The 18370-nt window shown below is 43.8% G+C and carries 22 protein-coding genes; 1 reads left to right on the forward strand and 21 read right to left on the reverse strand.

What is annotated here, in order from left to right; all coding sequences use genetic code 11:
• Nucleotide 1: 1 nt before the first annotated feature.
• From GX654_14475 to GX654_14555, 17 genes are all read right to left on the reverse strand, one after another.
• On the reverse strand, nucleotides 2-274 hold the full coding sequence (locus tag GX654_14475) for a cation:proton antiporter (protein ID NLD38069.1): 273 nt from the start codon (nucleotides 272-274) through the stop codon (nucleotides 2-4).
• On the reverse strand, nucleotides 271-603 hold the full coding sequence (locus tag GX654_14480; protein ID NLD38070.1) for a Na+/H+ antiporter subunit E: 333 nt from the start codon (nucleotides 601-603) through the stop codon (nucleotides 271-273). The genes GX654_14475 and GX654_14480 overlap by 4 nt, the downstream gene beginning before the upstream one ends.
• The gene (locus GX654_14485; GenBank protein NLD38071.1) at nucleotides 590-2086 is read right to left on the reverse strand and encodes a Na+/H+ antiporter subunit D; all 1497 of its coding nucleotides are present in this window, start codon (nucleotides 2084-2086) and stop codon (nucleotides 590-592) included. The genes GX654_14480 and GX654_14485 overlap by 14 nt, the downstream gene beginning before the upstream one ends.
• A complete protein-coding gene (locus GX654_14490; GenBank protein NLD38072.1) occupies nucleotides 2083-2427 on the reverse strand; it encodes a cation:proton antiporter in 345 nt (114 codons plus the stop codon). The genes GX654_14485 and GX654_14490 overlap by 4 nt, the downstream gene beginning before the upstream one ends.
• On the reverse strand, nucleotides 2418-2843 hold the full coding sequence (locus GX654_14495) for a Na(+)/H(+) antiporter subunit B (GenBank protein NLD38073.1): 426 nt from the start codon (nucleotides 2841-2843) through the stop codon (nucleotides 2418-2420). Before GX654_14495 ends, GX654_14490 begins: the two co-directional genes overlap by 10 nt.
• Complete coding sequence (locus GX654_14500) at nucleotides 2840-5134, reverse strand: DUF4040 domain-containing protein (GenBank protein NLD38074.1); 2295 nt, start codon at nucleotides 5132-5134, stop codon at nucleotides 2840-2842. Before GX654_14500 ends, GX654_14495 begins: the two co-directional genes overlap by 4 nt.
• Before the next feature lie 326 nt (nucleotides 5135-5460).
• Nucleotides 5461-6042 (reverse strand): hypothetical protein, encoded by a 582-nt coding sequence (locus GX654_14505; GenBank protein ID NLD38075.1) that lies wholly within the window; start codon nucleotides 6040-6042, stop codon nucleotides 5461-5463.
• An 18-nt stretch (nucleotides 6043-6060) separates the two neighbouring features.
• Nucleotides 6061-8751: an FAD-dependent oxidoreductase gene (locus tag GX654_14510; GenBank protein ID NLD38076.1), complete on the reverse strand. Its 2691-nt coding sequence runs from the start codon at nucleotides 8749-8751 to the stop codon at nucleotides 6061-6063.
• A gap of 17 nt (nucleotides 8752-8768) precedes the next feature.
• Nucleotides 8769-10541, reverse strand: a complete 1773-nt coding sequence (locus GX654_14515; GenBank protein NLD38077.1) for an NADH-quinone oxidoreductase subunit NuoF — start codon at nucleotides 10539-10541, stop codon at nucleotides 8769-8771.
• Nucleotides 10542-10555: 14 nt separating this feature from the next.
• Nucleotides 10556-11002, reverse strand: coding sequence for an NADH-quinone oxidoreductase subunit NuoE (nuoE, locus tag GX654_14520; protein ID NLD38078.1), 447 nt, complete (start codon nucleotides 11000-11002; stop codon nucleotides 10556-10558).
• A 446-nt stretch (nucleotides 11003-11448) separates the two neighbouring features.
• A complete protein-coding gene (locus GX654_14525) occupies nucleotides 11449-11781 on the reverse strand; it encodes a c-type cytochrome (GenBank protein ID NLD38079.1) in 333 nt (110 codons plus the stop codon).
• Nucleotides 11782-11962: 181 nt separating this feature from the next.
• Nucleotides 11963-12205 (reverse strand): hypothetical protein, encoded by a 243-nt coding sequence (locus GX654_14530; protein NLD38080.1) that lies wholly within the window; start codon nucleotides 12203-12205, stop codon nucleotides 11963-11965.
• Entirely contained in the window at nucleotides 12178-12318 is a 141-nt protein-coding gene (locus GX654_14535; GenBank protein ID NLD38081.1) for a hypothetical protein, read from the reverse strand. The genes GX654_14530 and GX654_14535 overlap by 28 nt, the downstream gene beginning before the upstream one ends.
• Nucleotides 12319-12357: 39 nt before the next feature.
• Complete coding sequence (locus GX654_14540; GenBank protein ID NLD38082.1) at nucleotides 12358-13020, reverse strand: ABC-2 transporter permease; 663 nt, start codon at nucleotides 13018-13020, stop codon at nucleotides 12358-12360.
• Between the two features lie 36 nt (nucleotides 13021-13056).
• Nucleotides 13057-13710 (reverse strand): ABC-2 transporter permease, encoded by a 654-nt coding sequence (locus GX654_14545; GenBank protein NLD38083.1) that lies wholly within the window; start codon nucleotides 13708-13710, stop codon nucleotides 13057-13059.
• The gene (locus tag GX654_14550; GenBank protein NLD38084.1) at nucleotides 13700-14572 is read right to left on the reverse strand and encodes an ABC transporter ATP-binding protein; all 873 of its coding nucleotides are present in this window, start codon (nucleotides 14570-14572) and stop codon (nucleotides 13700-13702) included. Before GX654_14550 ends, GX654_14545 begins: the two co-directional genes overlap by 11 nt.
• Nucleotides 14573-14950 (reverse strand): GntR family transcriptional regulator, encoded by a 378-nt coding sequence (locus GX654_14555; protein ID NLD38085.1) that lies wholly within the window; start codon nucleotides 14948-14950, stop codon nucleotides 14573-14575. It abuts the gene before it with no gap.
• Nucleotides 14951-15162: 212 nt separating this feature from the next.
• On the opposite strand from GX654_14555, the gene GX654_14560 reads away from it, so the two are divergent.
• Nucleotides 15163-15543, forward strand: coding sequence for a hypothetical protein (locus GX654_14560; GenBank protein NLD38086.1), 381 nt, complete (start codon nucleotides 15163-15165; stop codon nucleotides 15541-15543).
• Between the two features lie 99 nt (nucleotides 15544-15642).
• On the opposite strand, the gene GX654_14565 is transcribed toward GX654_14560, so the two are convergent.
• Genes GX654_14565 through GX654_14580 form a run of 4 tightly spaced genes read right to left on the reverse strand, consistent with a single transcriptional unit; the run spans nucleotide 15643 to nucleotide 18346 of the window.
• Nucleotides 15643-16515, reverse strand: a complete 873-nt coding sequence (locus GX654_14565) for a 3-keto-5-aminohexanoate cleavage protein (GenBank protein ID NLD38087.1) — start codon at nucleotides 16513-16515, stop codon at nucleotides 15643-15645.
• A gap of 31 nt (nucleotides 16516-16546) precedes the next feature.
• A complete protein-coding gene (locus GX654_14570) occupies nucleotides 16547-17020 on the reverse strand; it encodes a PaaI family thioesterase (GenBank protein ID NLD38088.1) in 474 nt (157 codons plus the stop codon).
• Nucleotides 17021-17034: 14 nt separating this feature from the next.
• Nucleotides 17035-17691, reverse strand: a complete 657-nt coding sequence (locus tag GX654_14575; protein NLD38089.1) for a 3-oxoacid CoA-transferase subunit B — start codon at nucleotides 17689-17691, stop codon at nucleotides 17035-17037.
• Nucleotides 17684-18346 carry a CoA transferase subunit A gene (locus tag GX654_14580; protein ID NLD38090.1) on the reverse strand — a complete coding sequence of 221 codons (663 nt, stop codon included), beginning with the start codon at nucleotides 18344-18346 and terminating at the stop codon, nucleotides 17684-17686. The genes GX654_14575 and GX654_14580 overlap by 8 nt, the downstream gene beginning before the upstream one ends.
• Nucleotides 18347-18370 lie beyond the last annotated feature (24 nt).

Below are 18370 nucleotides of genomic sequence, written 5' to 3' on the forward strand. Positions count from 1 at the left end.
TTCAGTCCACCTTTGTTAAATATTTAGATATGGCGACAGTGCCCAGAAAAGCAATCATGAATATGATTACAGCCACATCGAAAAATATCGGGTTATCAGCTATCATTGAATAAACAAGGATAATCCCTGCCGAGATCGAGGTAATAAGCTCAAGCGCCACAACCCTGTCATAGAGGTGCGGCCCTTTTGCAAGCCTGATAATGGTGAGAAAAAAGGCGACCATCAGGACTGCAAGCGCAATGTACAATATAAAATCAAAAAAAGATGCGGTCATTGGAAAAGCCTCTTTATTTTTATCTGGAACTCATCTATCTCCTGAATCACTTTCAATTTATCACTGGCATACATTGAATGCACCAGTATCTCCTTGCGGTCAGGGGTTACATCAACCGCCAGGCTGCCAGGGGTCATGGAAATCAGGTTGGCAAGCAGCAGTATCTGATAATCCCTGCTCAGCATCAACCTGACATTTATATAATCAGGATGAATCAGTAGCCCGGGTGTAAGCAGATCTTTTGCAATAAATAGATTGGCCTCAACCAGTTTTTTCAGGAAAAACAGTGCAAGGCCTATCAATTGAAATGGTTTTTTAATTAGTTTCATAACCAAAGCCCTTTAGTACGGCGTTAATATACCCCGATGAATCCATTAGCTGGTTTCCCGCTTCCATAAAGAACTCAAAAAAATAACCGATCCCCAGACCTAATGCAATAGTCCCTGCGCCGAGCAAGATCGAGGGTATCAGCTCACCTCTCTTAAGTCTTCCGGTCACCTGCCCGGGCAGATGATTATCAGGGGCCTTTTTAAAAAATGCCTCGTTCCAGATTTTTATCATTGAAAAAAGGGTGAGCATGCCTGTAATAATGGCAACCCCTGAGATAAACCACTTTTCAGCCTCAAAGCCTGCCTTTATCAGAAAAAATTTACCGAAAAAACCGGGGAGCGGAGGCACTCCGGCAAGGGCAAATGCAGGTATGATGAATAAAATTCCCAACAGGGGATATGCCTTGTATATGCCCCCGATACCTTTCAGATTGAATGACCCTGTTAACCTGTGAATATGGCCTGAAACCAGAAAGGCATTGGTTTTAGCCAGCATGTTGTGCATAGTGAAATAGATTGCCCCTGCCAGTGCAAAGGGGGTGAAGAGGCCAAGCCCGAATATTATATATCCGATCTGGCTTATAATATGGAAAGAGAGGATCTTTCTGATTTCATAATTGGAGGCGGCTGCCATACCCCCTGTAACCATGGTAAGGCCGGCTATTACCAGAAAAAATGTGTGCCAGAAGGCAGGGTTCTGGACAAGAAACAGTGTGAAAACACGTATCATTGCATAAACGCCCACCTTGGTAAGCAGGGCTGCAAAAAAAGCGGTGATGGCAACCGGCGGGGTGTGGTATGAGGATGGAAGCCAGAAAAAGAAAGGGAAGAGGGCTGCCTTGGTCCCAAAGGCTATGAAAAAGAGCATTGTTGATGTATCCATCAGGAATGCCTGGCTGTCGTTCTGGAGAATAGCAGCCAGGTGTGCCATATTCAGGGTGCCGGTCTTTCCGTACAAAAGGCCTGTCCCTGCAAGGAAAAAGAGCGATGCCACCAGGTTCATGGTAAGATATTTGATCCCCCCTTTAAGTTGTTTGGCCTTGCTCCCAAGGGTGATCAATACAAAGGAAGACATCAGCATCACTTCAAACCAGACATACAGGTTAAAGATGTCGCCTGTAATAAATGCGCCATTTACCCCCATCAACAGGGTATGAAAAAATAAAAAATAGCGGTATGAAATCAATTGATCGTTAATATAATATGTGGAATAGATGGAGAGGGCTAATGAGATAAAGGCTGAGGTCAGCAGCATCAATGCGCTGAACATATCCACCACAAGGCTGATTCCAAATGGCGCCTCCCAGTTGCCTGCCTGCAGCACCTGAATATTGCTGCCTGCAACTGTAAAGATTATCAGGATCGATATGATAAAATTAACCATGGCCCCGGCTACACCGGTCACCTTCTGATAACGGGTATTGCCTGAAAAAATTAAAAGTATTGAGGTCAATAATGGTATTAGAATCGGCAGTGCAATCATTCTTCAGTCTCTTTTAATTCGTCCAGGTCATCAGTATCTGTAAGAAAAAAATACTTATATTTGAGTGCCAGGGTAAAGGCTGCTATTCCAAAACCTATTACTATTGCTGTTAAAATCAGGGCCTGTGGAATAGGATCGGCCATTTCAGCAGGATTTGCCGATTCAAGTGTAGCAAATGCCGGTTTACCCCTGACCAGGCCTGCCGCTATAAAAATGGTCAGGTTAACAGCATTACTTAGAAATATGATACCCAGCACCAGCTTTAAAAAGCTCCTGCGGAGCAGCATATAAACACCCACAGCTGATAGTACGCCAACCAGGATCGCAAGCATTATTTCCATTGCCACTCCTCCATAATGGTAAAAATTAAAAACAGGACAACCCCGCTGACAGTGAGGTAAACGCCAATATCAAACAGGAGGGGTGTTCCCAATTTAACAGAGTAACTTTTCAGCAAGGGGATATCAATCCATATCCCGGAAAGGATCGGCCGGCCTGATACAATGCCGGAAAGTGCGCTGATAAAGGCAGTAAAAAGCCCGGTTCCGATCATGTGTGCAGGTCGGATCTTCAGTGTTTTGCGCGAATCAGCTACATCCCAGGCAAGCGCCTGGAAAATAAAGGCGCCGCTGAACATTAATCCGCCTATAAAACCCCCGCCAGGAAAGTTGTGCCCTCGAAAAAGGGTAATGATCGAGAAAAAAATCAGGAAAAACCGGATATATGGCAGGGCGATCTGTAATATGATATTTTTCATTTCTTAGTTCTGTTTAATTTGATTAATGAATATACGCCAAGGGCTGCAATGCTCAAAACAGTTATTTCTCCCAGGGTATCCAGCGCCCTGAAATCGACAAGGATAACATTCACCACATTTTTCCCAAATCCGCGCGAGAGGCTGTTTATTACATAAAAATCAGATATCGGGTGGTTATAGTTCACATGTAACGACTGCAGCACAAGTATTGTCATGAAGCTGCCGACAGCAACCGCAATAAGAGCATCCCTTATTTTCGATTTGATCGAAGAAAGCCTGGCAAACCTGGGGAGCTTCTGTAAAACAAGCACAAATAATACCAGGGTAAGGGTTTCAACAAGTATCTGTGTAATAGCCAGGTCAACAGCGCTGTATATAAGATAGATCAGTGCAATACCCAGTCCGACAACACCCATGGAGAGAATGGCCATCAGTCGGGATCGGGCGATTGCAGTAATGAGCGACGCCGCCATTATCAGAAGTGTAAGCGCTGTCACATAGTATGGCTGCCAGGTATAGGTAATGCCCTGATACCATCCCCTGGCAATATATACCATAAACCATATGAGTATGGCTGCGGCAATAAAGATGGTCATCAGGTATATCCGGTGATAACCATGCTGGATAACCGCGGTTTTCTTTTTTGAAATCTTTACAAAACCCGCAATCAGATGATTAAAATAGTCAGAGAATCTGATATGGAACAGGGCCTGGTTGACCTTATGCAGGAGCGGTAAAACCTGATTTCTGAATAGAAACAGGATAAAACCAGCAGTGACAGTAAAGATGCTGAGAAACAGAACCTGATTAAAGCCATGCCAGAGAGACAGATTTACATTAACAGGTTCCCGCAGGATAACGCTTACAGCCGGTTCAATAAGCCTGGACATGCTTGAAGGATAGAGACCGAAAAAAAGACTGGCAATTACAAGCGCAGCAGGCCCTGCAACCATTTTCAGCCCCTTTTCATCAGGGTGTCCGGGCATCCCTTTATCCTTTTCTATAAAGGTGCGATAACCCAGCATGGTTGATACCCAGACCATAAAAACATTGGACACTACACCCAGGATGGTCAATATAACAGCAATATCCGGGGTCTGGATTTTAGCTTCATAGATCAGCTCTTTTCCGATAAAGCCAAGCATGGGAGGCAATCCGGCCATTGAAAGCAGCGCGAGTGTGGATATTACAAAGATCTTTGGCATAGGCCTCCAGAGCCTGCCCAGAAGCCTGATATCCCTTGTGCCGGTTTTATGATCTATCATCCCGGCAATCATAAACAGTGATGCCTTGTAAAAGGCATGGATAATCAAAAAGAGAACAGCTGCCTCTATGGATGCTTGTGTATCAATACCGAAAAGCAGGACCATGGTGCCCAGGGAACTTACTGTCGTGTATGCCAGTATGGCCTTAAGGTCTGTCTGGGTGAGTGAAAGGTAGGCGCCGATAAACATGGTCAATGCCCCTGTCAGGCTTATTAGAAACATCCACTGGGGTGTGCCTCCCAGAACAGGGTTCAGCCTTGCCAGCAGAAATATACCTGCCTTTACCATTGTGGCAGAATGAAGGTAGGCGCTTACCGGGGATGGCGCCTGCATGGCTCCGGGCAACCAGAAATGAAAAGGGAACTGAGCTGATTTGGTTGCAGCGCCTGCCAGCACAAGTATCAGAGATGGTAAATAGAGTTTATGGGATTTAATGACATCTGCCCTGTTCATCAGATCGCTCAGCTCAAAGCTCCCGGCCATCTGGCCGAGTAAAATAATCCCCCCGAAAAGGGCAAGCCCCCCCATTGCGGTTATCAGCAATGACTGCAGGACCGCCTGCCTGGCCTTTTCGTATTCGTGCTTAAAGCTGATCAAGAAAAAGGAGGTAAAGCTTGTAAGTTCCCAGAAAAGAAACATGATCAGCAGGTTTCCTGACAGGACAAGACCCATCATTGAGCCCATAAAAAGCATGATAAAGGTATAAAACCTGTCCTTGTCAGGATAATGCTTCATGTAATCATTGGCATAGATCAGGATTAATGCACCGATGCCTGAGACCAGCAACAGAAACAGGCAGCTGAGCCCGTCATATGTCCAGGTTATATTGAGCCCGATCTGGGGTATCCACTTATAGGTAATGCTCTCGGCTTCTGTATAAGTAAGGCCAGATCTCTTCATGAGTGTTATTATGAACACGCAAAGGGGTAGCAAAGCCAGTGTCCCCCCTTTATACCTTTTTATAAAAGAGGGCATAAATGGAACCCAGGCCGCCGAAAGGAATATAAGTATTAAAATTATGGTCATAAGTAATTATTCAAAACCCGTGATACATTCTATAGCTATTATATACCCCGCTCAAGGGGACTATTCAGCCAGTCAGAGCTGATATTATACCGCACTTCTGCGCTTGATCCGTGTATAAATTCAATATTCCGCGGGCTAAACAGGTTTTCAGTCTACAGCCTGTAATTTGCCCTTTGATTTTCAGTGATTTTCAAAACTTCGTCAACCGATATGATAAGAAAAGCTCAGAATCCACCCATTGTTAAAAAGATTACACATTTTAAGTCTGCGAATATATTGGGTTAAGCAGTGTATGTCAATATAAACCGGGAATATGGTTGTTCTATTTACACCGAAGCAAGTATGGTTTTTCCAAAATCAAGGAAATCAGTACGCTTCATAAAGTCATATTCTCCATAACCCTTAACCATATTGAGATATTCAGGTTCCACAAGGCTGAATGTAATCCTGCCATTAAAGACCTTACCCGGTACGCCCGATATGCCGGTAATTACCGAGAGATGATTATCGATAAGCATTTTTATCTGCTCAGGCCCTGTGGGCTGCTTTCTATTTCCGCATACACAGAAGAATCCTTTAATTTTATCTTTCAGGATATCCTTATTCTTTGCAAGGTAATCCTGTAACTCCTGAGACACCTTTGCCATCCTGATTGACCCACCCACCACGATATAGTCATAACCCTTTGGGTCAGGATTTTCGCGCACATCAAATACATCAGCAATGCCGCCTAAACCTTCGGATATCCACACCCCTGCATCACGGCTTGATCCGCACCATGTGCTGTAGACAACCGCCCATTTTTTATCCGAATTTTTGGGATAATACTGAAGGGCTGATGCGGTATCTGCTATTGCCATTGCCCCTATGCCAATTACACTGGCCTTAATAAAGTCACGTCTATCCATAATACTTATCCTCCTTAATTAAAAATTTTTTCTCCTGACGAGGTTTAATATTTTTATATTTCCTTTTTCTTTTAAGTTCATGAAATATTCAATTTCTGTTTTTGAAAGAGAGGTCTCTTCCAGGATGATCAATATCCTTTTTCCTGATTCAATTACCTGGAGTAACCCTTTATCCATAATGGTTTCACTTTGAGATTTAACCCTGTTAATAGGATAATTGTTGAAACCAAAGATATCAAAGTCTATTTTGAAATAAAAATAGGTGGATAAAGCAGCATCAGAGTTTTTATCCAGGTACTTCTTTAAATGATAGCTGACAGGTGCATAAAAATTAAATATATCCACCCCCCAGTTGATTATAACCTCTGAACTGCTGATAGCGGTTTTTATATCCCTGATTGAGGCATCATAAAGTTTCATCTTTTCGTATTGTGAAAAATCAAACGCCTGTGATTTTTCAATATCCATCATGCTCTCATATCTGCCTGTCTTACATAACATTGATTCGTAAACAGTGCCCCTGTTCTTAGGTATTACCCTTATAATCTTATCCTCATATAAAACAGTGAAAATCTCACAGCCGATAGAGCATTCCCTGCAGATAGATGGCTTTACCTCTGTTTTAAACTGGGCGATCTTTTCAAGGACAAGGGATTTATCAAGGATTGCCCCGGATGGGCAGACAGATTCGCATGAGCCGCATTCAACGCAGCTTGTCTCAATAAGGCTCTTTTCCATTGAGGGGAGCATGTCTGTTTCAAACCCCCTGCCCGCAAAACCGAGCGCCCCTATGGCCTTGAGATCGCTGCACACCCTTATGCATTTACCGCACTTGATACACTTGGTTGAATCAAATACCAGATATTTTGAGGAGCTGTCTATATGCTGTTCCCTGATGCCTCCCCTGATGCGGTTTACATTTATTTTAAACCTTTCAGCATAGAGCCTTAACTTGCATTCATCCGCATCAAGGCAGCCGCATGAAAGGCACCTTTTAGCCTCGCGAACCGCCTGCTCTTCAGAGTAGGTAAAATCTACCTCATTAAAGTTATCAAGCCGCTCTTTAATGGGTAAAGAGCCCGATTTCTCTCTCTCTTGTTTGGGTGCGTGGGGGATATAGTTTTTATCCACTTCTGTAAGTTTCTGTCCCAAAGAAAAATTAAATGCAGACCTGAAATCCTTAACCAGAGGCTGGTCTGAAAGCCATGAATGGATAGATAAAGCCCCATACCTGCCATGGGCGATCGCACTTATGGCAATGGAAGGGCCTGTTACAGCATCACCACCAGCGAATATACCCGGTATATTTGTCTGGAATGTCCTCTCATCCACGTTGGCTGAGATGGTGTTATATTTTGTGAGGGAAATACCATTTGTCCCATCAACAGGGACATCAAGCCCGGAAGGATCAACATACTGCCCAATGGCCGCAATAATTGTATCCGCCTCAATTGTCTCAAACTCTCCATCTACTGGTACCGGCCTTCTCCTCCCGCTTGAGTCTGCCTCGCCAAGCCCCATGACCTGACACTTGATCCCTGTTACCTTTCCATCCTGTGTAAGGATTTCAGTCGGTGCACGTAAGAATTTAAAGATGGCCCCTTCATGCCCCGCCTCTTCAATCTCAATATCCTCAGCAGGCATCTCATCCCTTGTCCTTCTGTAGACAATGGTAACATTCCCTGCGCCCAGGCGTACAGCCGTTCTTGCTGCATCTATAGCAGTGTTACCTCCGCCCACAACCACAACGCCTTTACCGATATCAATCTTATTACCCTTTGCAACAGTGTATAAAAAATCTATCCCGCCAAACACACCTTTTGCATCTTCATTCTTAACCCTCATGGCTGTGCTTTTCTGCGCGCCGATCGCTAAGAAAACCGCATCATACCTTTCCTTCAAATCCTTGATAGAGAAATCTTTGCCAAGGGTTTTGTTAAAATGAATCTTTACCCCCATGCGTGTTATGATCTCAATCTCTTTAGCCAGAAGACTTTTAGGGAGCCTGTATTCAGGTATGCCCCAGAGCAGCATCCCGCCGGGCCTGTCTGACTTTTCAAAGATCTCAACATCATAACCCTCTATCTTCAGATAATAGGCGCAGCTTAGCCCCGCGGGGCCTGCCCCGACTATTGCTATCCTTTTACCTGTAGCAGGTTTAACCTCAGGGATAAATGGCTCTTTAAGGTCTTCATCAGATACAAAGCGTTTTATGTTATCAATAGCAACAGGGCCTTCCATAAGCCCCCTTCTGCACACATCCTCGCAGGGCTTGGGGCAGACCCTGCCGCAAACCAGGGGCAGCGGGTTTGTATCCTTTATGGTCTTAATGGCGCTTTTATAGTCCCTGTTTGCGACATGGGCCACATATGACTGGATGTCAATGCCAGCAGGGCAGTTAAAGCGGCACGGTGCAATACAATCCCCTGCATGATCCGACAAAAGAAGCTCCATGCAGAGCCTTCTTGTCTCATTGATGTTTTGAGTATTGGTTTTTACAACCATGCCCTCTCTTACCTTTGTGGCGCATGCAGGCACAGAACCTTTTGCACCCTCAACCTCCACCACACATAAAAAGCATGATGTAAAGGGGATAAGCCTCGGGTCATTGCATAGCGTTGGTATCTCTATACCGATACTTTCGCATGCCTCAAGTATTGTAATATCCTTATCTGTTTCAAAGGGTATGCCATCTATTGTAAGCTTCATATATTCAAATCCCCTGTTTACTCTGTATCAATTGCATTAAATTTGCATGTGGCGACACAGGCCCCGCACTTTATGCACTTTTGCTGATCTATAAAATGGCGTGTCTTTTTTTCTCCGGATATGGCCTTTACCGGGCATTTTCTTGCGCATGCAGTACACCCGATGCATTTATCATTTATGGTATAGGTCAATAGCTTTTTGCAGTATTTTGCCGGGCACCTTTTATTTACAATATGCTCAACATATTCATCATAAAAATATTTAAGGGTTGTAAGCACAGGGTTTGGGGCTGAGCCGCCAAGGGCGCACAAAGAGGATGTTGAGCATTTTTTTGCGATCTCCTGAAGGAGTGTAAGGTCATCCATGGTGCCTTGCCCTTTGCATATCCTCTCAAGGATTTCAAGCATCCTTTTTGTGCCGAGCCTGCAGAAGGTGCATTTACCGCATGATTCATTCTGTGTGAAATTTAAGAAGTATCTTGCAAGATCCACCATGCAGCTTCTCTCATCCATGATAACCATACCGCCTGAGCCCATGATGGCCCCTGTTTTAACAAGGCTCTCATAGTCAACAGGCAGATCAAGGAGCCTTTCAGGGATGCATCCACCCGAAGGGCCACCCAGCTGAACCGCCTTGAATTTATATTCAGGCTCTGCCATGCCCCCGCCTATATCATATATGACCTCACGAAGGGTTGTTCCCATGGGCACCTCAACAAGGCCGCCCTTTTTGATTTTCCCTGCGAGGGCAAAGACCTTGGTGCCCCTGCTTTTTTCATACCCTGTCTCAGAATATTTGCTGCCCCCGTTCAGGATTATCCAGGGGATGTTCGCCAGGGTCTCAACATTATTTATTACAGTTGATTTCCCAAACACCCCCTTTTCAGCAGGATAAGGGGGCCGCAGGCTGGGCATACCCCTTTTCCCTTCTATTGATGCAATAAGGGCTGTCTCTTCTCCGCACACAAATGCCCCTGCACCCTCCTTTGTCTTAAGATCAAAAGAGAAACCGCTACCCATAATATTTTCGCCAAGGAACCCCCTTGCCTTTGCATCCTCTATTGCCTTAAGGCAGTGTTTAACTGCGAGTGGGTATTCTGCCCTGACATATATATAACCGTGGTTGGCGCCTATTGCATAAGCGCCTATCAGCATGCCCTCTATTACTGAGTGGGGGTCACCCTCAAGCACACTCCTGTCCATAAATGCGCCAGGGTCACCCTCATCAGCATTACATATAAAGTATCGACCTTCAGGCGCAGGGTTTTTTCTGGTAAGCTCCCACTTGAGCCCGGTAGGAAATCCTGCACCGCCGCGGCCCCTGAGCCCGGAATCCTTTATCTCCTGAACCACCTTTTCCGGCGGCATCGTAAGCGCCTTTAAAATGGCCTTGTATCCATCTTTAGCAATATAATCGTCGACTGAGGTGGGTGTGATTTTACCGCAGTTTCTGAGTACAATCCTTTTCTGCTTGGGGAAAAGGGCTGTATCATCAACAGGGTCCGCCTCAAACAGGATTTTTTCCATGTATGTTTTATTTTCAATGATTTCTGAGTCTATGAACTTTTCAACATCATCTTCGGTTATCTGTGCATAGAGGTACTCTTTGCCATCCCGAAAGGTCCTGACATTGACCTCTGAATAGCAGAGCCCTGCACACCCTGACTGTTTCAGTTCTACTCCTGCTATGCTTTTTGCCTTGAGGGCAGAGGCAAATTTATCATAAACCCTGTCTGCGCCTGCTGATTTACCGCATGTCCCCATCAGTACAACTATTTCTCTATTTCCCATAGTCATATCCTGTGTTAATACTCTTCAAGTATCTTTTTTATCTTCTCTTTTGTTAAGTGGGCATAGACCTTGTCATCGATCATCATGACCGGGGCAAGGGAACAGCATCCCAGGCATGCAACATATTCAAGGGTGAATTTGTTTCCTCTGGAGGTTTCATTTTTGGAGATTTGCAGCATCTCGCTCACAGCCTCTCCTACGGTTTCAGCCCCTCCAACGTGGCATGCAGTCCCTTTACAGACCTTAATAATATGCTGGCCAACAGGGCTTAACCTGAACTGGGTATAAAAGGTAATGACCCCATATATATCGCTTTCATACATGGAGAGTTCGTTTGCTATTATAGATATTGCCTCTTTTGGAATGTACTTAAGTTTGTTCTGTATCCCCTGTAGAATGGGTATCAGGGAATCATGTCTTTTACCAAAGCTTTGATAAAGAGCAGGCAGGGTTTGATGTATATCATCAGTAATTGTATTTTCAGGTTCCACTCTGTTCTCCCTCGAAGAATTTATTTAACCAGGTAACAAATATTTTACCATGTTGGTTTTCCGGGTTGGTAATTTGCATTATCAAATTTCAGGCCTGCTAAGTCAGAACATTCATCCTGTGCCAGTATAGGTACAGCTACAGCGGAAATTGCCATAAGGATTAAGTTAATGAAAAGGCAGCTAATAAGATGTGATGCATTCATGGTGGTACCTCCCGGTTGTTTAATCTAATCGGGCGAATAATTTTATGCCTGAATGGATAATTTATTACCAGGCTGGTTATATGGCAGGATTACAACCGGTTGTCAAGGTGTAAGGTATGTGAGGCGGGGTGCATATCAAACACAGCACCATACCTCATGGTATAAGCATGGTGCTGATTTTTTCTTTCACCCTTCTGCCCAGGCAGGTAGATATTACTCCTCATGACTTAATATAAATTCAACCAGCGAATTTAATTCATCTTCAGACAGCGCCTTTGTTTTTTCAAGGAATTTTTCCATGCTCTTTGCCTTTTCAAGATTCATTATCGGTTCGCTCTTCCCCTGAAAATATTTAACAAGCTTTTCTGTATCCCCATTATAAGCTTTTGAAATTTCAATTAGTGAGGGATATGTCTTTCCTGTATCTGCCTTATGACATATCCCGCACTTCAGGGAATCATAAACCGATTTATCATCAGCGCTGGCAGTGCTAAAGGAGTAAAAAATCAGAATAGTAAAAAGAATCAGTATTAAATAGGTTTTCATAGTTAACCTCCATGACATGTTGAGTGATTTTGACCGCTTCAAACTGGGAGGATGATATCACAACAAAAAAATATAGGAAATAATTACATTGTTTAAAAAATTATCGTGAAGATTATGATATCAGGGTATTCTTACCCTGTAGAGACAAGGCATGCCTTGTCTCTACGGTAAAGGTGTAAATTTACTGGCTTTTTTCAGCCTGATTATTAGCCCCTCCCAAAAACTGCACACTCATTTCCAGCATGGAATTCTGTGAATCAATATAGGAATTGAACTGGGCCTGCTGTGAATCGGTAAGGATGCCTTTTGAGGAATTAAGGTATCCGGTGAAAAGGTTCTTTTGAAGGTTAACCGACTTCTCCAGATTTTCTTTGCTAAGCACAGGCTCATTAGGGTTTATAGACTGCTGAACATCCTTCTGCATTTCAAGGTTATTCTGTATCTCTGATTTATGATAACGGCTATCAGGGCCACAACCGCAATACAGAGAACAACCTGAAGCACGCTAAACTTTTTATCTTCTCTCTTTATTTCCATATTTACCTCCTCATCTTATTGATCATTAAACAGGTAATGCTATAAATCCTTTTTGTTATAGAGTGCTACTGTCAAAGGAACTGAGATTGCCAAAAGAAGAACGGCACTTCCAAACAGAATTATTGATCCTGTGATCTCCTGACAAAATATAAAATCCGTCAGGCTTGATCTATCTGAATCAAAGAAACTGGCCAGAGTCAACGCTCCTAAAACCATCCAGAGAATTACTGAGACCCCATTTGACTTTGAGAAACCAAACCTGAAATAAAATGGTAAAGTAAAGGAGGTCAAAAAAGCCAGGATCAGGAAGACTAATATGATGTAACCTGCAGGTAAAGGTTGCCTCGCTTCTACAGAGAGAGAAAAGTTGAAGAATATGAAACCCCTGTTTACAAGATATGCGATTAAAAGATAAATGGCCGTTATTACCACAACGCCTAAATAGCGGGATAACACTATTTCGCTGCGCCGGACAGGAAGAGATGCAAAATATTTTTCTGTGGGATGTTTTTCATCAAGGCTGAAAAGATTCTGGATATAGTTGTAGATGAATAGAAACAAAGGAAGCAGACTTATATCGTTTACCAATGAGGCAAATATAACGCTTAACGTAAAAAGTGCTGTGGACAGATTCGACATGATCCTATCACTCTTTAAGGCATCAAAATCCCGACGAACCAGATTGATAATATTTCCTTTCATTTTTGTCCTTTTCAAGCTCTGACCGTTAGAGAGTCTTTATATGTCCCTTTTTAAGTATATGCCTGAAGATATCCTGATAGAGAGAACAAATAAAAGGATTGCAATCCCTGTCAGAATAAATGCCATTATAGATGTATCCTCCAATGAAAATTTTCTTATCTTTTCGAACAGTCCTGGTATTTTAAATACAGCGAAGAAGAGGGCATAAAAGGCCGCCATAAACCCAAATGATATAAGATTCATTGCTTTTGTGACTCCATATTTGAAGTAAACCGGGAAAGAGATAGATATAAGCAATGACACAACCATCAAGACCAATGAAAAATAACCGGGAGGGAGCTGAAATTTTAGCTTGCCCGCAAGATAAAATCCAAAATTTGCCGAATAGGCCAGAATTAGATGAACAGCCATTATCACTGCTATCCCGAAATACCTTGATAAAACAATCTCTCTGCGTCGTACAGCGAGGGAGGCAAAAAATCTTTCTGTCCTGTATTTTTCTTCCAACATGAAAGTGTTCAAGCCATACGATAATGTAAAAATTGGTAAAAAAAGCAGGGCAAGAGACTTCCATGCCGGGGCAATAGAAGATAAAACTATTACTGGTAAAAATACAGATACCCCTATCGCCTTTTCTGTCCACAGGGTATAGAAATCCTTTCTAATGAGGCTGATTATATTACCTGCCATTTTGCTCCCCTTTTACTGTAAAAACCATTATATCTTCAAGGGTCGCCCTTTCGGTGATTGCATCCGCGCCAATCAGGGTAGCAAGTTTATCAGCAGAGGCGCTTAGCGCCTCAAAACCGGTTCGCATTTCACGGACTCCGACACACATCTCGCGCCCCTTTTCATCAAGACGGCTCAATGGGCCTTTTACTATTTTGTACCTGTCCAGAATATCATCCTTTGTCTCTGAGAAGACAATCCGTCCGCTATCGATCAGGGTTATGTAGTCTGCAATCTTTTCAAGGTCAGTTGTTATGTGTGTAGAAAAGAGAATAGACCTGTGCTCATCCTGGATAATCCGGTAAAGGATATCTATAAACTCACTCCTGAACACCGGATCAAGCCCGCTGCTTGGCTCATCCATAATAAGGAGTTCTGCGTTGTGTGAAAGAGCTAGTGCAAGTGAGAGCTTGGTTCTCTGGCCGTGTGACAACGCCTCTGTCTTTTGCTCAGGGTCAAGGTTGAAGGTTTTAATAAGCCTGTAAAATTCAGCATTGTTCCACTCTTTGTAAAAACGGCCGGTCATCTTCCCGACATCTCTTACTGTCATGATGCCGCCATAAAAGGCCTGTTCATCATAGACAAACCCGATCTTTTCCCTGATCTCAGCGCTGTCCGGCCCCATCTCCTTTCCAAGAACCTCAATTGAACCTGCGTTTTTATGAATAAGCCCCATAATAAGTTTTATGGTTGTGGTCTTGCCAGCCCCGTTCCTGCCGATAAACCCCATGACCGTACCGCGGGGCAGGCTGAATGATACATCTGATAATGCAAACCCGGTGTAATGTTTTGAAAGCCCTGTTACCTTAATGGCATTTTCCATCTATTTTTCCTCCTCAAATACGATCATCAGCATTGACTGCAATTCATCTAAGGTCATGCCAATGCGTTTTGCCTCGTTTGCCGCCTCATCAAGCTTTTCTTCCACGATCCGCATCCGCTGCTCCCTGAATAATTCCTTGTTCTTTACAGATACATAGCAACCCTTACCCTGAACCGAAGTAAGAAATCCCGCTGCAACCAGTTCGTCATAGGCCCTTTTTACTGTGATGACACTCACCCTCAAGTCCTGCGCCAGGGTGCGAATGGATGGGAGTTCATCCCCGTCGTTAAGATCCCCTGAAACAATAAGAGTCCTGATTCGGTCCTCTATCTGTTCATAGATGGGCCTGGGCGAGGTCTGGGATATGATTATGCTTATGTTACTCATTTATCCTCCTGTTCAGCAGTGTTACAACTGTTATGGTGCAGTATATACAGTTGTCGGTTTTTGTCAATCATAAAAATGATAAAATCATTTTTCTGGACTAACTGGGAGTGATGTGTGATAGTTGCAGCAACTTGCCAAAAAATTAAATTTTTTAATGGTTCTCCTTAATGACAGGGCGCTTTGATTAATCAAGAGGAATCAGGATGGAACCAAGGATACCGACAAAAGAAGAGAAGATAAAGCTGGAGGAGATATACAGATTTCACAGGAGCTCAGAGCTTTATATGCTCTTCATGCTTTACCCTGCTCTGTTTCTGATTGTATTAACCTTTTTTTTTGATACCCATCCCCTGTTTGTATTTGCGGTTGTAATGTTTACCATCCTGATGCTTTCCGGTATAGTTGGCCTTATAATAAAACGCCATCTGATCAGAAAATGCCCGGGATGTGGGACAAGGGGCGTACCCCCAGTGCCCATGCCAAAGAATCCTGGCTATTGTACAAGATGCGGCCTGATCCTGGACCCTGCATATAAAGATCCAAATAATGACACAGTAAAAAAGAAAACGCCCTGGGCAAGATAACACTGCCTGTATATAAAAATTAAGGAAATATAAAAAAAGGGGGTTTGTCTCAATGGAGACAAAACCCCCTCTGCATATATAATCAAAATAATTAAAAGACTACAGGCATTTCCTGGTGATACCCAAGAGCTTTCTTGCCTCTTCTGCATTGGCTATTTCACGGCCGGAGAGCCTTGCAAGGTCCGCAGCCCGTTTTACAAACTGTTCGTTTGCGCCTATTATCTTTTTACCATCTTTATCAACATCAAATACCACGTTATCCTCAAGCCCTACTCGGATACCATCTGCACCCATTGCGAGGGCGGCAAGCATCATGGGCATATGGGCTGAACCAATCCCTGATACAGACCATGTTGATCCTGCCGGAAGCATCTCAACAAGGAAGGCAAGGTTCTTTACTGTGCCTGGCATGCCACCGGGTACGTTCATAATAAACTGGTAGTGGGTGGGCACCTTGAGCCCGTGTTTTTTGATATAGAATGCGGTGTTCCCCATAAAGCCTGTATCAAACACCTCAACCTCTGGCTTTACATCATACTCAAGCACCGCCTTGGTGAGCTTTTCAAGAAAGCGCGGATGATTTTCAAATACAAAACTATTTGCCCAGTTGAGTGTGCCTGAATCGTATGAACACATCTCGGGCCTCAGTTTTGCCAGGTGGTTAATACGTTCATCATCAATGTATGAACCGCCTGAGGTGGTGAGGTTAATGATGACATCCAGGTTTTCCTTTTTACATGCAGCGCGTGTAAGCTCAACCGCCTGTGTAAACTTGTCAATTGACATGGATTTTTTACCCTCGTCATCACGTATATGTATATGAACTATGGCAGCGCCTGCCTTGACTACACGAACAACATCGGCTGCAATCTCATCCGGGTGCAGGGGAACAGCAGGAGCCATCTCCCTTGTTGTCCCTGCGCCTGAAAGGCAGCATGATATGATCAGTTTATTGGTATTTCTTTTTTCCATTACATTTCTCCCTGTAATTGTTTAAATTTTTCTAATTTTTACTTTCCTCTTCGGGTATCATCACCATTACAGCCTCGCCCTTTGCAGTAATCGTACCTGAGGCAGAGAGGGTTGCAGTTAGGGTGATCTTTCTACCTTTTATCTCCTTTACTGATGCCCTTATCTCAAGCTCTTCCCCAACAGGGGTGGGCTTGAGATAATCCACCTTGAGGGATGCGGTTACAAACCTATGCATTGGCCTTTCCCCCGGCTCAAAACCATCCTGCCTCTCTTTTGCAGCCGCAGCTGTCCCGGCACAATGGCAATCAATCAGGGAGGCGATAATACCCCCGTATAAAAATTCCGGGAAACCCCCGGTCTTGCTTTTATCAGGGGTATAACGGCATACCCCTTCATCTCCATCCCACTCGCTTTTAATGTGCATACCCTTTTCATTGAGCCTGCCGCATCCATAGCAGTAGGAGTAGTTCTCAGGGTAATAATCCTGAAAAAATTTACTTTTCATCTGGTAACATCCGGTTATTGAACAGAAAAGGTCTTAAGATCCGGGCTTAGCATAAGCTCCGCCTCAGTGGCAGCCTTTACCTGTTCAACGGTTGTCCCTTCTGCTATTTCTTTTAAGACAAGACCTAAAGGTGAAACCTCTATAACTGCCATTTCAGAGACAATCAGTTTTACAACACCCACAGCCGTTATAGGGAGTGTCAGGTTCTTCAGGATCTTGGCTTTTCCATTGTTTGTATGAAGTGTGCCTATTATTATCTTCTTTGCCCCTGTTGCAAGGTCCATTGCGCCACCCATACCAGATACCATCTTGCCCGGCACCATGTGGCTTGCCAGGTTTCCCTTTTCATCCACCTCAAGGGCGCCAAGAACAGTGGCATCCACATGACCGCCTCGTATAATGCCGAATGATGTGGCAGTATCAAAATAGGAGGACCCTTTTCTGACGGTTATGTGTTTTCCCCCGGCATTAATAAGGTCCGGGTCTTCTTTTCCTTTTTCAGGGGAGCCATTCACACCAAGAACACCATTTTCGGATTGTATTGTTATATCAACCCCTTCGGGCAGGTAATTTGCGACCAGGGTAGGCAGACCAATACCAAGATTTACCACATCACCATCATGCAGCTCCTGTGCAATTCTCCTTGCTATTATATTTTTTGCATCATCCATTTGAATTGCTCCTTACAATATAGTCTACAAATATCCCATGGACCATTACTACATTCGGGTCCAGTTCTCCCGGTTCAACTATCTTTGCTGCCTCTACTATGACAGTATCAGCAGCTGTGGACATAACGGGATTAAAATTCTTTGTAGTACCATTAAAAAATGAGTTGCCAAAGGTATCGGCAATAGTTGCCCCAAGAATCGCAAAATCCGCCTTTATGGGTAACTCAAGTAGATACTCTTTACCGTTCAGCACCAGGGTCTGTTTACCATGTGCCACATCTGTACCAACCCCGGTAGGTGTAAGAACTCCTCCAAGGCCGGCCCCGGCAGCGCGTATCCTTTCAGCAAGGGTTCCCTGGGGAACAAGCTCCACCTCTAATGTGCCGGCCATCATCTGTTTACCGGTCTCAGGATTTGTGCCTATATGTGAAGTCATAACCTTTTTCACAACCTTTGCGGCGATCAGTTTTGATATACCGATGCCTGTAATGCCGGTATCATTTGAAATAATGGTCAGGTTTTTTATGCCCTTTGCCAGAATAGCGTCAATTATGTTATGAGGAGTTCCATTACCAAGAAAACCTGCTATCATGATGCTCGCACCATCAGGCATCTTGTCAACTGCCTCAGTTATATTTATAACCTTGTTTTTCATTTTACAGACCTTCCCTGTTTAAGT

Source organism: Desulfatiglans sp. (genome assembly GCA_012513605.1).
In the GTDB taxonomy this organism is placed as follows: domain Bacteria; phylum Desulfobacterota; class DSM-4660; order Desulfatiglandales; family HGW-15; genus JAAZBV01.